Source organism: Enterococcus sp. 4G2_DIV0659, from assembly GCF_002140715.2.
Lineage (GTDB): Bacteria > Bacillota > Bacilli > Lactobacillales > Enterococcaceae > Enterococcus_L > Enterococcus_L mansonii.
The window spans coordinates 1,680,634-1,696,217 of sequence record NZ_NGLE02000001.1 but is presented as its reverse complement, the minus strand read 5'-3'; the positions used below and the strand labels follow the sequence as shown (position 1 = coordinate 1,696,217).

The 15,584-nt window shown below is 35.9% G+C and carries 10 protein-coding genes; all 10 read right to left on the bottom strand.

Annotated elements, in window-relative coordinates:
• Positions 1-49 precede the first annotated feature (49 nt).
• On the bottom strand, positions 50-3,559 hold the full coding sequence (locus tag A5880_RS07785; protein ID WP_086330415.1) for an FN3 associated domain-containing protein: 3,510 nt from the start codon (positions 3,557-3,559) through the stop codon (positions 50-52).
• Positions 3,560-3,616: 57 nt separating this feature from the next.
• Positions 3,617-4,309 carry a DUF4956 domain-containing protein gene (locus A5880_RS07780; protein ID WP_086330414.1) on the bottom strand — a complete coding sequence of 231 codons (693 nt, stop codon included), beginning with the start codon at positions 4,307-4,309 and terminating at the stop codon, positions 3,617-3,619.
• A complete protein-coding gene (locus A5880_RS07775) occupies positions 4,299-5,027 on the bottom strand; it encodes a polyphosphate polymerase domain-containing protein (RefSeq protein WP_086330413.1) in 729 nt (242 codons plus the stop codon). Before A5880_RS07775 ends, A5880_RS07780 begins: the two co-directional genes overlap by 11 nt.
• A gap of 800 nt (positions 5,028-5,827) precedes the next feature.
• The gene (locus tag A5880_RS07770; protein ID WP_086330412.1) at positions 5,828-6,259 is read right to left on the bottom strand and encodes a hypothetical protein; all 432 of its coding nucleotides are present in this window, start codon (positions 6,257-6,259) and stop codon (positions 5,828-5,830) included.
• Positions 6,260-6,458: 199 nt separating this feature from the next.
• Positions 6,459-8,978 (bottom strand): DNA gyrase subunit A, encoded by a 2,520-nt coding sequence (gene gyrA, locus A5880_RS07765; protein WP_086330411.1) that lies wholly within the window; start codon positions 8,976-8,978, stop codon positions 6,459-6,461.
• Positions 8,979-9,061: 83 nt separating this feature from the next.
• Positions 9,062-11,011 (bottom strand): DNA topoisomerase (ATP-hydrolyzing) subunit B, encoded by a 1,950-nt coding sequence (gyrB, locus tag A5880_RS07760; RefSeq protein ID WP_086330410.1) that lies wholly within the window; start codon positions 11,009-11,011, stop codon positions 9,062-9,064.
• Entirely contained in the window at positions 11,008-12,135 is a 1,128-nt protein-coding gene (gene recF / locus A5880_RS07755) for a DNA replication/repair protein RecF (RefSeq protein ID WP_086330409.1), read from the bottom strand. The genes gyrB and recF overlap by 4 nt, the downstream gene beginning before the upstream one ends.
• Positions 12,122-12,364 carry a S4 domain-containing protein YaaA gene (gene yaaA, locus A5880_RS07750; protein WP_086330408.1) on the bottom strand — a complete coding sequence of 81 codons (243 nt, stop codon included), beginning with the start codon at positions 12,362-12,364 and terminating at the stop codon, positions 12,122-12,124. The genes recF and yaaA overlap by 14 nt, the downstream gene beginning before the upstream one ends.
• Before the next feature lie 268 nt (positions 12,365-12,632).
• Positions 12,633-13,763: a DNA polymerase III subunit beta gene (dnaN, locus tag A5880_RS07745; RefSeq protein WP_086330407.1), complete on the bottom strand. Its 1,131-nt coding sequence runs from the start codon at positions 13,761-13,763 to the stop codon at positions 12,633-12,635.
• A gap of 200 nt (positions 13,764-13,963) precedes the next feature.
• On the bottom strand, positions 13,964-15,307 hold the full coding sequence (gene dnaA, locus A5880_RS07740; protein WP_086330406.1) for a chromosomal replication initiator protein DnaA: 1,344 nt from the start codon (positions 15,305-15,307) through the stop codon (positions 13,964-13,966).
• Positions 15,308-15,584 lie beyond the last annotated feature (277 nt).

Sequence of the window (15,584 nt, the reverse complement as noted above, 5' to 3'; positions counted from 1 at the left end):
TTTATTAAAGCCTAGTAAATCCATAACTCCTTTTATCTCTAAATATTTGCTAGTTTAAAGACCTGCTGATTGGTCCCCAATTATTCGATTGGAACGCTCGAACTGTAATAAGTGCCTGATCACTCACAACAGCTTGTGCATCAAACTTCACAGCACGTTCTGAGACAACTCCATCTGGCCCCATCGGATCCGTGCCATCTAACGTATAATATGCTTCTGTTTTTGCATTTTTATTCTTAAGAATCAACTGATTATTTTCTTTGATGATTTCAACAGGATCTAATGTGTGCGCCATATTGTATTTTTGCCACATTTGAAGAGAGAATTTTACGCGATCCTCCACTTGGGGAATAACCTTCTCTTGTTGTTTCAACCAGTCTGTATAAATTGTTTTTCTCGTTGCCATAAACGCTGCGTCTAATTTATACGGAAGTTCTAGTTCTTTTATATTCTCTTTGATTACACGCTGTACATTATCAACAGAAAGAGGCGCGCCTTTTGCTCCTCTAAAATCTCCTTTAGTAGGACCGATTTGTTGAAGAACTTGATCTTTAACAAGGGTTTTAAATTCTAAATTTCCTACAGCAGGGTTGGTGCTATCGCCAGAAAAAACACCAAACATACCGCCCGCACCTTTTCTTGAAGTGGTGTCACTGTTCCATTTATAACGATAGGTACCGCCACCTCCAATTAAGCTAGATTGACTTGTTCCAGTTAAATTATTATTATGAAAAGCGCCATCTGTATCATTCACATTAAACATCATCTTCGTTGCATTGGGATCACCGTGCACTGTGGCATTTCCAATAACCGCATCTATTTCTCTTTCTGTATCGACAAACATAAACAGAATTTGTGTTTTAATAAAATCATCGACATCTATATACTGTTTCGCTTCTTGAAAATCTTTGGTTTTAATAATAGCTGTTACACGTGCCTTAATCGCCGCATCTTCGCTTTCAATCGTACCACTTGGGAAACTGCCATCTTGGAATCTGATTTTAGTATAGTCTGTATCGTTTCCACCAAAGTACTCTTCAAACATTTTCTCCCCAAAATCTTCCTTCAATGTTTTTAAGCCCATATAGCTTCCATTGTAAAAATAATGAACGTAACGGGAATCCAGCGCCAACTTTTTCATGTCTTTTGCAAGAGTGTTGGTTACTTTTTCATCATAACGATTGTAGCCTAAGTTATAAATATCATTTTGGGGTCCATCTTGTCCTTCCTTTAGTTTAAGTCTTGCAAACTTGTTCACTACAGGAAAAGCATCGTTAGGATATGGTTCAAAAAAGGAGAACTTGGCTTTTTTAGTATTTGCATTACGATTAAATTTGACTGTTACTCCTGAATTTTCTTGATTGGCACTAAACTGCCCGTATTTTTTACTTGCAGCTGAGCTGACGTAATTCTTATTGCCCTTTTTCAAATGTGCATCAATGTATTCAAAAGTACCGATTGCATCCTTATTTTTATCTAGTTTTTTTAAATCGCTTGTTACAGAAATAATCGGGAATTGTTTCAATGAAGTAGCATATTCTTCTTCCGTAACAATTTGTTTGTATCGCCATTTTATTCCACTTGCTTTTTCATTTTTATAGTTATCCTGTAAAACAAATGTATGACTACTTACCTCGGTTGTTCTGTCATTATCAAAAGCTACTGCTTTTACTACACATGTTTGCGTAATTGCAATGGGTCCAGTATATGTTTGACCATTCGTTTTTGTTGGATCACTGCCATCTAGTGTATAAGCAATGGTTAATCCTGGATCTGCTGTTAATGAAAGGCTAAAACCAGTTTCATAAATTCCTCGTTCATGATCAAAAGTCAAGGTTGCGTCTGCTTTTGCTTCATTATTGGAATAATTGAATGTCGGCGTATTTAAAAGTGTCATATTAGAGCTACCGTCTGGCTTTCGGCCATAGGTTTGATTATATTTTTGTTTTACAAAGGCAAGAGTATCTATCACTCTATCCTTCCCTTGGCTTTTTTCTAAAAGATTGACCTCTCCTTGAGCACTTAATTCAAAAGCAAGGTGATCATTGCCTCGTTCTGGTTTTTTATCCAGATAAAGAACGCGATGATCTTTCGCTGGGATAATTAGTTTATTAAGCTCAGCTTGTTTCTTTTTGTTCGTTATATAAACATTCTTATCTAATAAAACAGCTTGGTCATTATTGTTATAAAGTTCGATCCAAGTATCTTTAGACTCCTTTGTTCCTTCAGAAGAAACTTCATTGATAAACACTTGATCAATTGCTTTAGCATCAGTAATTACGTTATTAAACAACGGCGGTGAGGCATTATATTTATAACGGATCACCAATTTTGGGGCTGTTTCTTTACCAGAAGAATACACGCTCCCAATAAAATTATTTCCATCAACTTTAAATGCCAAAGCATTTCCGGAGTTCCAGCCATTTAGTCGTTGTTCATTGATTAAATCACTAAGATCCGCTGTTCGAACCACTTCTTTACGATTTATAAACGCTTTTTGATCATATCGTGTGACTAATTGCCCATATGATCGATTGCTAATGTTTTTAGCCGTACTTTGATACTCTTTAGCATCACCTGTCTCAGCACGAATTTCCATAGCAGAAACAGCATTATTCTTAGTCGTTACAGAGGTAACAAATTCCAGGTAGGCTTCTTCAATCTCTGCTTCTTTTGGAAGTTGTACATTATTGAAACGAAATCCCGTAATCTGCTTATTACCTGGCGTCAATGAATTAGAAAAATATCCTCCAATTTCTAAATTGCCTCCCTGTGTTACATACTGCGCTGCTCCGTATTCTTCCGCAATATTTTTAGGTGTATCAATAGCATTGACTGTTTCTCCAAAAGCAGATTCATATTCAATAACCAATTTTGGTGCTAGTTGAGCATTCGCTTCAAAAGAATGTGCAATAAGTGAACCTTGCCCATCTCCAACTACTTTAAATACACTATTTTTAAGAGAGGTATTACTTGCTCTCATCTCATTTACAATAGCAAGAAGACTTACCGTTGTGACATTCTGATTAGCAACGATATTATCCGGTGCACTCATTTGCGCAACATTTTGGCTCATTGTTCTACTTGTAAAAGAAGCTACTTGCGTACCAAACTCAAGACCTTCACCAATTTCACCAAAAATACTTAAATTGGTCGGTTTATTAGACGCATTTCTAGCTGAAAAAATTAAATAAGCTTCTTTGATTTCAGCATCTTCTGGAATGGATAAGTCTCTAAATCGAAGATACGTATCAAATTGCGCTGGTCCGTGAAGGTCCAATCTACTACTAGTTAAGTTGACTGAACTTTTGTTAACTTTCCCATCATCTTTTCCTGTAGCAATAGAAACTTCTTTTTTTATTATAAAGCGATTATTTTCAAGAGAAAATGAACTTTGCACAGCATTAAAATTATCCAAATCACTCTCTTGGGCGTTAACACTTTCTTCTTCTACCGACTCTTGCTCTTCAGCAAATCCATGAATCGGTAAGATCAACAAACATAAAACTAGCAGATAACATTTAGTGATCATCTTTGACAACACGTTTATATTTTTCATATAGCACCCCTAATTAAAAATTGTTTTACCCCAACTATCAAATAATTTATTTCTGACCTACAACTCATCTCTATTCGTAGAAACTTTTCCAGAAACAATGGTCAAATTCCCATTTCTTACTCGTAGTGCATCTAATAATTCTTTTTCATCTTGTTGATCTTTTAACATCACTCGATAACGTAACTCATACAAACTACCCATTGTTGTTGTTTTAACTGAATTTAATGTTGCATAATACGTGTATTTTTGAAATAAATCATCAAATAATCCTGGATAATCCAAATCTTCTGGAATCGTGATTTTTAATTCTCGTTCTGTGATTTTTTGTTTCTCACCAAAACTCAATGTATTCAAAATAATTAAAAAACAAGCAATTACAAACGAAAATAATACAATGTATGTCACATACCCCATTCCTGTTGCTAAACCAATCCCCATTGACCAAAAAATACTCGTAATTTCCCGAGCACCTCCTGCAACCGAACGAAATCTTATCAAACTAAAAGCACCTAAAACAGCTACACCTGTACCTAAATTACCGTTTACTAATATAATGACTAATTGAACCAATGTCGGTAGTGCTGCCAAGGTTATAACAAAATTTTTACTATAGACATTTCTATACATATGAACACAGGCTACTAGAATACCTAATAAAATAGACGCACTAATACAAATCAACAGCTTACGAAATGACAAATCCACTGTAGCTCCTGCTGTTGAACTTTCCACCAATAAACTAGACAACATAATTAAAATCCTCCTTACAATATAAATAACGTTGATATGTTTGAGCATATTTCGAAAATGATGTGGGATAAATCATTAATTCTGCTAATATATTAGAGAACCAAATAGGATAAGCGCCTAAAGCTTTGACTTCCATCAATACATCAATTTCAGGTGCGACACGGTCTCCTATGTCAATTAACTCACCTGTCAAACATTCTTTTTTGTATCGAATATTAAAATCAAACGTAATTCGAAAATCCTCATCACTAGAATCAAATAAGGCTCGTCGATCGTAGGCGATCATGACTTTTGACTCCAAGTTATTTTGTGTCATTACCCAATCTATTTCTTGTTTTATTTGCTGATCTTTCCTATCCAATAATTCAACTGATTGAGAATTCTTGATATATTCTTTAGCTGCTGAGTACGTCAACGCTATTCTTCTTTTATAAACAACACCTTGGACTTTCTTTTTTATTTCTAAAAAAACAGTTGAATCTTCTTTAGGAACACCGTAACATCTCATTCGAAACTTCTCTTTATAAAGCGGCTTACTTATTGAATGACGAATCATTTTGTAGCATTTTGTATCAAAATAAACAGAAAGAATTGTATGAAGACCATACTCATCTTCTTGCATATAAGGTGATACTTTTTCTCTTAATTTATGATACATTTCTTCAGTAAGTGCATACTTTTTTTCTTTTCTTTGAAAACTTTTTTTTAATTTAACCATTTACCTCTAACTCCTTATTTATAGCAGTGTCTCCTCCATATACTTGTTCTACATTTCTCGCAGATTCATTCAATGTTTCTCATTTGTTCCCTTCCATTTCCCATTTAATCCCTCCATTCTGTTCATTTTTCATTATGCTATTCAAATCTAGTATTTGATGATTGCTAAATTTGTTTAACATTTGCCTTAAATGGGCTGAAACATCTTTGTCAGATCAGTAAAGAGCGTGGCCTCATAAAAAAATGATCTACTTTTTTTAGTCTATTTAAGAACATACCCACAATTAACCACTTCAACCTTTGAAATCTAGTATAAGTAGCCCAATATACAAAAATACTATCTAATGATAAATTAAAACAAATCCAAAAGCAATGTTTTCTTTTTTTAATGTTAAGTTTATATTATAAAGTAAATTTACAAAACAATAAATAACAAAAATAAAAAATTACGAGAAGAAAAACCGTAAAAAATACACATAAAAAGGATTCTTATTAATGGATAAAAACTAAAAAATGTCTATTAGTTGGTACTAACAGCCATTCTTCAACTAATTATATATATGCTTTTTTTCATTTAATTGCCAACTACTTTCAAAAAAATATTCAAATCATTCCTCTTGTTCTTTACTAAACAATTGGTTAAATGAGGAGGATAAGATGAGCTTTTGGAAGAATAACACTTACGTTTATTTACAACACAAATAAACAGGGAAGCTATAGTTCAGTTATTCTTCTGATCTATAGCTTCCCTGTGCATCAAAGGACAGTGGAAACAACTTATTCTTATTTCTCGGAGTAAACCTAGATAATTTCTCCAGTTATTATTTTTAATTTCATCAACAATGACGAAACAATGTCTAGTTCATTTTGATCTACTGTGGAATACTTTTGATTTATAATCAATTCTCTTTCTTGTTTTACAAGTGAACGCATAATACTCAATTCTTCCAAAGACAGATTGGATAAATAACCATGATTCGGTTCAGAATATGCAGTTGCTTTTATTTCAAACGTTTCCGGATCTCTTTCAAGACTGGTTCGGACTTGAAAGCCATTGGAAAAAGTAATTAATTCAACATAAAAATATTCCGAAAAGGTAATCGGTCTACGTTCAAAAACAGTTGTCTTCTCTCCAAATATATCGAGGATGCTTTCGATGAAGTTTGATAATGCGGTTCCAATGTTCAATTGCTTTGAAAAAGTTTTAGACAGTAATAATTTTTCTTGTATCATCTCTTCACCTCATACTTCTTATTACTTTCTATTATAAACACACTTTTTTTCAAAACAAATAAAATGCTAATAAATTTTTTATAGATAAGTGAAATTTATACTTCGGAAAATAAGCGGAAAGGGAGGGTAAAGCAAAAGTATTTTTTTACTTTTGTCTTACCCTCCCTTTCTTTTTCACACGCTTTGTTCGAATTTTTGATTATTCTTCCGTTGTATCAGCATCTGGTGTTTCTGTTTCAACAATTGTTGTTTCCACACCTTCAACTTCTTCTACAAGTTCTTCTTCTGGCTCTGGCTCAACTACAGCCATCGTAACAACTTTTGCATCTTCTTCCATTCTCATCAAACGGACACCTAATGTAGCACGTCCTGTTTGAGAAACTGAATCTACGTTGAAACGAATAATTACACCTTTATTTGTGATTACTAAAATATCTTCGTCCCCACGAACAGTTGTAAGTCCTGCTAACGGACCATTTTTCGCTGTAATGTTTGCTGTCTTGATTCCTTTACCGCCACGGCCCTTCACAGGGTACTCAGAGGCTTTTGTACGCTTCCCGTATCCATTTTCCGTCAACACTAGAACTTCCGTGTCAGCGTCCAGTAAAGAGGCTCCTACGACGTAATCATCTTCTCTTAGACGAATACCGCGTACACCTGATGCAGTACGTCCCATATCACGGACGGCTGTTTCAGCAAAGGTCACAGAATAACCATTATGTGTTCCAATGATCATATTTTGTTCACCATTCGTTAAGACAACATTGACTAACTCATCATCTTCTTTTAAACCGATCGCAATCAAACCATTACTTCTAATATTAGAGAATGCTTTAACAGCTGTACGTTTAACAGTCCCTTTACGGGTCGTGAAGAATAGATAGTGTCCTTCTTCTGCTTGTCCTTCAACAGCGATGATTGCTTGGATTTTCTCACTAGAGTCGATCCCTAGCATATTGATTACTGGAATTCCTTTAGCCGTTCTGCCGTATTCTGGAATTTCATATCCTTTGGCACGATACACTTTACCGTTATTTGTAAAGAATAGCAATGTGTCATGCGTTGAACAAGAAACCAGGTTTTTCACGAAGTCATCATCATGGACACCCATTCCTTGAACCCCACGTCCACCACGACGTTGTGCTCTAAATTCGCTATTTGCTACACGTTTGATATAGCCATTATTTGTTAAGGTAATAACTACTTCCGCTTCCTCAATCAAATCTTCGTCTTCTAGACTTAATACTTCACCGACTAATAGTTCAGTACGACGAGCATCACCGTATTTATCACGAATTTCGCCTAGTTCCGTTTTGATGATTTCTACCACACGTTCTGGACGCGCTAAAATATCATTCAAATCAGCAATAAGTTTTAATAACTCTTGGTATTCGTTTTCGACCTTGTCTCGCTGCAAACCTGTTAAGCTACGTAAACGCATGTCTAGGATTGCTTGCGCTTGACGATCTGAAAATTCAAAACGTTCGATTAATGACGCTTTAGCTTCATCATCTGCTCTTGAATTTCGAATAATTGAAATGATTTCATCAATGTGATCTAACGCAATACGTAAACCTTCTAAGATATGTGCACGCGATTCTGCTTTTTTCTTATCAAATTCAGTACGACGTGTGATAACTACTTTTTGGTGTTCTACGTAGTTTTCAAGAATTTGTTTCAAGCTTAGAATCTTCGGTACACCTTTTTCGATGGCTAACATATTAAAACCAAAAGAAGTTTGCAATGCAGTCATTTTATATAAATTGTTCAAAATAACTGAAGCACTCACATCACGGCGAACGTCAATGACAATACGCATCCCCTCACGAGAAGATTCATCACGTAAATCAGTGATTCCTTCAATCCGTTTTTCACGATGCAATTCAGAAATTCGTTCGATTAATTTCGCTTTGTTGACCATATAAGGTAATTCAGATACTAAGATCCGCTCTTTCCCATTCGGCATTTCAGTGATATCCACTTTTGCCCGAACAGTTATTGAGCCGCGGCCTGTTTCATATGCGCGACGAATACCGGATTTCCCCATCACTAGACCACCTGTCGGAAAGTCAGGTCCAGGGAGTACTTCCATCAATTCATTCGTTGTAACGTCTGGGTTTTCCATCAATAAGCCAACTGCTTCAATGACCTCAGTTAAATTATGTGGTGGGATATTTGTCGCCATCCCAACCGCAATCCCTGTTGTTCCGTTAACTAAAAGGTTAGGGAAACGGGCTGGTAATACATCTGGTTCTTGCTCAGAATCATCATAGTTACCATGAAAATCAACTGTATCTTTGTTGATATCACGGAGCATTTCCAACGCAATTTTACTCATTCTTGCTTCGGTATAACGCATTGCCGCTGCTCCATCCCCATCGACAGAACCAAAGTTTCCGTGACCATCTACTAACATACTACGATAACTAAAGGGTTGGGCCATCCGCACCATGGCTTCGTAAATTGATGAATCTCCATGGGGATGATACTTACCCATTACGTCCCCTACGACACGGGCAGATTTTTTATGTGGTTTATCAGGTGTTACGCCTAACTCATTCATTCCGTATAAAATACGACGGTGAACGGGCTTTAACCCATCACGGACATCTGGCAGCGCACGGGCTACGATAACGCTCATTGCATAATCAATGAAGGATTCTTTCATTTCACTGGTCAGATTGACGTCTTGAATGTTCTCTTTCATTTCTTCACTCATGAATTTGTCTCCTTTAAATTTGTAGGTCTGACATCCTTATCCCTCATTCGTTTTACTCAAAGGATAGAGGTTTTTCTTCTTCATTAGATATCTAGATTCTTCACGTAATGGGCATTTTCTTCAATAAATGCTCGGCGTGGTTCAACGCGGTCTCCCATCAGCATTTCAAAAATTTGATCGGCTTCAATCGCATCATCAACACTAACACGTGACATCAAACGTCTTTCAGGGTCCATCGTTGTTTCCCATAATTGATGATCATCCATCTCCCCAAGACCTTTATACCGCTGAACGCTTGGTTTAGGACTTGCTGGTAAAGATTCTAAAATTTTAGCTAATTCTTCTTCAGCATTTTTTCCTGGCTGTACGTAAGTGATATTTTTCCCTTGTTTGACCCCATATAAAGGCGGTTGCGCGATATAAACGTAACCAGCTTCAACAACAGGACGCATAAAACGATAGAAAAGCGTCAAGAGTAGGGTACGGATATGCGCGCCATCGACATCGGCATCGGTCATGATGACTAATTTGTGGTAACGAGCTTTAGATACATCAAAATCAGCACCAAATCCTGTACCCATCGCTGTAAATAGTGAACGAATTTCTTCATTGGCTAAAATTTTATCCATAGTTGCTTTTTCAACATTTAAGATTTTCCCACGAATTGGTAAAATGGCTTGGAATTCACGGCTACGTCCTTGTTTTGCTGAACCGCCGGCTGAATCTCCTTCGACGATAAAGATTTCGCATTTTTCAGGATCTTTACTTGAACAATCGGCTAATTTACCAGGTAAATTACTGATTTCAAGTGCGCCTTTACGACGAGTCACTTCACGTGCACGCTTCGCTGCTAGTCGTGCTTTAGAAGCTAATAGACCTTTTTCTACGATTTGTTTCCCAACGGTTGGGTTTTCCATCAAGAATTTATTGAAATACTCAGAAAATAGGCGGTCAGTTACTGTCCGAACTTCTGAATTTCCTAGTTTTGTTTTGGTTTGTCCTTCAAATTGAGGCTCTGGATGTTTGATGGAAATAACAGCTGTCAGTCCTTCACGAACATCTTCCCCTGTTAGATTTTCATCGTTTTCTTTCATGATCTTTTGTTTACGAGCGTAATCATTGATCACACGTGTTAACGATGTTTTGAATCCAGATTCATGGGTTCCGCCTTCATAAGTATGAATATTGTTCGCAAAACTCAACAAGTTAGAGTGATAACCATCTGTGTATTGCATCGATACTTCAACAGTAATATCTTGTTGTTCCCCTTCGATAAATATCGGTTCTGGGAATAATACCTCTTTATTGGCATTTAGATGCTCAACATAACTCTTAATCCCGCCTTCATAATGGAACTCTTTTAAAACAGGCGTTTCTTCACGCTTATCCTCAATAGAAATTTTTAGACCTTTATTCAAAAAAGCCAACTCTCGAACACGTGTTGCTAACTTATCAAAGTTAAAAACTGTCGTTTCTGTAAAAATTTCTGGATCAGGTACAAAATGGACGGTGGTTCCGTGACGATCAGTATCCTCAATGACTTTCAAATCATTGATTACGGCACCTCGTTGAAATTCTTGATAATACACTTTGCCGTCTTTGTAGACTTTTACATCTAAAGTTGTCGACAAAGCATTAACTACGGAAGAACCAACCCCGTGAAGTCCACCAGAAACTTTATATCCACCACCGCCGAATTTTCCTCCGGCATGAAGTACAGTAAAGACAGTCTCTACGGCTGGGCGTCCAGTTTTTACTTGAATATCGACTGGGATTCCACGACCATCATCGATAACTGTAATACTGTTATCTGGTTCAATGATTACTTGAATACTTGATGCAAAACCAGCTAAGGCTTCATCGATGGAATTATCTACAATCTCCCAAACTAAGTGATGTAAACCTTCTGAACTTGTTGATCCTATGTACATCCCAGGACGTTTACGAACAGCTTCAAGACCTTCTAATACCTGAATCTGACTGGCATCATATTCTTGTGCACGTTCTTTCATGTTTTTTTCTTCTTCTGTCATATAGATGCTTCCCTCTCTATCTCTCCCTGATGAACGTAAAAAATATCTGGTTCAACAGTTAATTTATTGTTTAAATGATCCAAACTTGTGGTTGTTAAAAAAGTCTGAACCTTTCCTTCAATCGTTTCTAGTAGGTGCAATTGTCGTTCATTATCTAATTCACTCATGACATCATCCAATAACAACACAGGATATTCTCCTGTTTCTGAATACATTAAATCAATTTCCGCAAGCTTTACGCTAAGCGCCGTGGTTCGTTGTTGTCCTTGTGAACCATATGTCTGAACATTTTGCCCGTTGACATTGAAAATCAAATCATCTCGATGAGGGCCTAAAAAGGTATTCGCTTTAAACAACTCTCGTTTCCGACTATCAATAAGGCTTTGCAGCAACTGCTTTTGAATTTTTTCTAGTGAAACATTTTCTTTGTCTAATGGGATACTTGAAAAATACTCGATTGCTAATTCTTCTTTTTCATGGCTAATTTTTTTATGGAGCAAATTCGCCCAATGCTCTAATTTTTTGATAAACTCTAAACGAGCAAATAGCACTTTACCGCCAAATTCCGCCAATTGTTCTGTTAAGATATCTAAATAAACAAGATCTGATTGTTTTTTTTCAGCTAATTGCTTCAAGTATTGATTCCGTTGTTTTAAGACAGACTGAAATTGAACAAGATCGTATAAATAAATTGGATTAACTTGCCCTAATTCCATATCAATAAATTTACGTCGCAGCTGTGGTGAGCCCTTGACTAAGGATAGATCTTCCGGCGCAAATAAAATCACATTCAATTGACCGATATATGAACTCAAGCGTTTTTGTTCAATGTGGTTGACCTTCGTTTTACGACCTTTATTAGAAATAATGATTTCCAGTGGAACTGTACCCGTCTTTTTTTCAACGACACCGCTGATTCTTGCAGAATCAATATCCCAATGAATCAGTTCTTTTTCATTACTTGTTCGATGGCTACGGGTCATCGCCAAAACATAGATACTTTCTAACAGATTGGTTTTGCCTTGCGCGTTTTCTCCTAGAAAGATATTCAATGTTTTAGGAAAATCTAAGGTCAGCCCATCATAATTACGATAATGCTGTACCTCGATTTCATTCAGTCTCATCGACTGTCTCGCCTTTTTTCACCATAAAAAAAGTACCTTCTTCAGGTATCTCGATCATCATGCCTGCATATAATTTTCTTCCGCGGCGATTCTCTAATTCCCCATCTACGAAAACACTATTTTCAGCTAAATACCATTTTGCTTGGCCGCCGCTGCCGATAACATTGACTTCTTTTAAGACTTGACCAAGTGTCATGAAATCCGTCTCTAAAACAATCGTTTTTTTCAAAATGCATCCCTCTTTTTTGTTTTCACTTTCACTCTAATATTATACCCTTTTTTACATCAGAAAACAAATTTATCCGTCTAATTTTGTTTCTAAGCAATTTTAAATACAATCGACAAAAAATATTCTAACGATAAAAAAAGCCTTAAAATGCATTTTAAGCTGAAATTTAGAAGTTCATTCTATTGAGTTTTTTCAGTAATTTTCAAGAAAATAGAGAGAAAACTCATCAAAAATGAATTTTCCCTCTATTATTTTATTTATTTTCGTTCTAATTAGTACGAACAGGTGTAATCAATTGAATAAAATCTAAATCAGTTTCTGTCGGTTCCAACGTAAATGGACGGATCGCAGAAATAAATTTAACCGTGATGCTCATATCACCAAAGGCACGTAAAGCATCTTTCATGTAATCTGGGTTGAAAGAAATTTCCAACGGATCACCCGTTACTTTTTCATAATTCAATGGTTCTTCTACTTTACCAATTTCTGGAGAGTTTCCGTATAAGACAACAGAATCAGAAGCAATCGCTAAACGAACAATATTATTACGTCCTTCATGAGATAACAAGGATGCACGATCGATCGCTGATAATAATTCAGGTACATAAAAATCGATTTCTGTGTTGAAGCTTGTTGGAATCAAACGATTAGTGTCAGGATAGTTTCCTTCAAGTAAACGAGAATAGAAATACATATTTTGTGTTTTGAACAATACTTGATTTTCCATGATGCTGATTTCAACCATTTCTTCTTCGTTTGTAAATGAACGAGAAAGTTCTGTTAAGCTTTTTCCTGGAATAACAATGTTGAAATCCTCAGCTGCTTGCTCAATTGGAATAATTCGTTGACTCAAACGATGTGAGTCCGTTGCAACAGCCAATAATTTTTGATTTTCTAGAATAAAATGAACCCCAGTTAAAATGGGACGACTTTCATGCATAGAAACAGCGAAGCCTGTTTCATTAATAATTTTTGTCAACAGGTGGACAGGTAATTGAATTTGATTTTTCGCATCAATAACAGGAAGATGTGGATAATTATCTGCATCCAAACCATTAACGGTAAAATCAGCTTTTCCTGAAGTGATAGCTACTTGATTGTTTTCTAAAACTTCTAATGTGAATAACTCTTCTGGTAATTTACGGATGATTTCTCCAAAGAAACGAGCTTGTAAAACGATACTACCTGTAGATTCAATGGTCATTTGTGCTTTCTCGTCTTCTTGACTTAAGAAGCTTTCAATAGAGATATCTGCGTTACTACCTGTAAGTGATAAGCCTTCTTCTGTTAAAACAATTTTTACACCCGTTAAAATAGGGATTGTTGTTTTAGAAGAGATAGCTCGTTGAACCGTTTGTAATTCTTGTAAGAATGTATTTCTTTTTACAGTTACTTTCATAATGCTTGAACTCCTTTTTCGTTTAGTTTTATATGTGTAAATTCTGCTAAGACAGTTTTGTATTTATATATAAATAAATAATAAAAGTAGTAGGGCTTGTTAATTCTGTGGAAAAGTCTAAAAACGAAATGAAAGATAAGTTTTCCACCTGTGCATAAGTTGTGGAAAACTTTTTTCTTTTTCTTCTTTTTATCCACAGGCTATGAATTTAGCAAGTTTTTAATTTCGCTCACTTCTTTTTGAATGGCTGGATCTTTTTCCATTAATTGCTGAATTTTTTCATGAGCATGAATTACGGTTGTATGATCTTTTCCGCCAAACTCGGCACCGATTTTTGGTAAGGAGTTATCGGTCATCTCTCTAGAAAGATACATTGAGATTTGTCTAGGCACAACGATTGATTTCACCCGTTTTTTGCCTTTTAAATCTTTTAATTGGATATGATAATACTTGGCGACTTCTTCTTGAATCTGTAAGATCGATAGATGATTTTGACTGCCGACCGATTTTAAAGATTTCAATGCATCTGCTGCCAGACTTGTAGTAATATCTTCGCCATTGATTGTAGCAAAGGCTTGTACTCGAACAAGTGCGCCTTCTAATTCCCGAATATTGGAGTCGATTTGGCCAGCAATATAACTAAGTGTATCGTCTGGGATTTCTAGACGCTCTGCATCGGCTTTTTTCCGTAAAATGGCAATTCGGGTTTCCAAATCTGGTGGTGTGATATCCACAGACAAGCCCCAAGCAAAACGGGAAACCAAACGTTCTGGTAATTTAGGAATATCATTAGGTGGTCGATCACTAGTTAAGACAATTTGCTTGTTTTCATTGTATAGGTCATTAAAAGTATGGAAAAATTCTTCCAATGTTGCCTCTTTTTCTGCAAGAAATTGAATATCATCAACTAATAGAAGGTCGACATTTCGATATTCTTTTCTAAATTGTTCAGAATTTTTTGTTTGGATTGAATTGATGAACTCATTTGTAAAGGTTTCGCTGCTGACATATTTTACTTTGGCATCGGGTTGATTTTGCAACATTTGATGACCGATTGCATGCATCAAATGGGTTTTTCCTAACCCAACCCCACCATAAAAGAAGAGCGGATTATAAATGGAACCAGGATCTTCTGCTACGACTAATGCTGCGGCATGAGCCATTTGATTTCCTTTTCCGATGACAAAGGTATCAAATGAATACTTTGGATTTAATAAAGCTTTTTTGCCGTGATCATCAAGTTTTTCTTGCGTTACAGGCGCTTTTTTTTCTTCCTGGGCTGGCAGTGTTTCTTTTTCACCAGTAACAACAAAGTGAGGCATCACTTCAGCACCAGTTAATTTAAAGCCAGTTTCAACAATTTTCGCAGCTAAATTTTTTTCCCAATAGTCCTTATGAACAGCTGAAGGAACTTCTAACCATAATTGGTTATTCTCCAGCTTTAATGGTTGTGTCGTTTTTATCCAAGCATCAAAACTTGGTGCAGATAACACAGATTGGTAAGTATCTTCTAGATCTTTCCAGAAACTTTCCATATCGGGCATGTAGTGACCTCCTTAATTTAAAAGCGTAGTGCTTCTTTTCAGTGCTAAACAGAAAAGTAAGAAAAGTTGACTAGGATATTCCTTATCATAACCAGCTTTTGTTTTTTTTCTGAACCTCATGACAAGTTCACAAAAAGGAATAAAATTTTCTATATAAAATTGCTGTGCAAATATAAATAGATAAGCAAATAGAATTTTAGCATTTTTTTAGAACTTTTTCCACAGGCAAATTGTGAATTGTGGAAAAAAAATGCACAGAGGGGAATAAACTTATCCA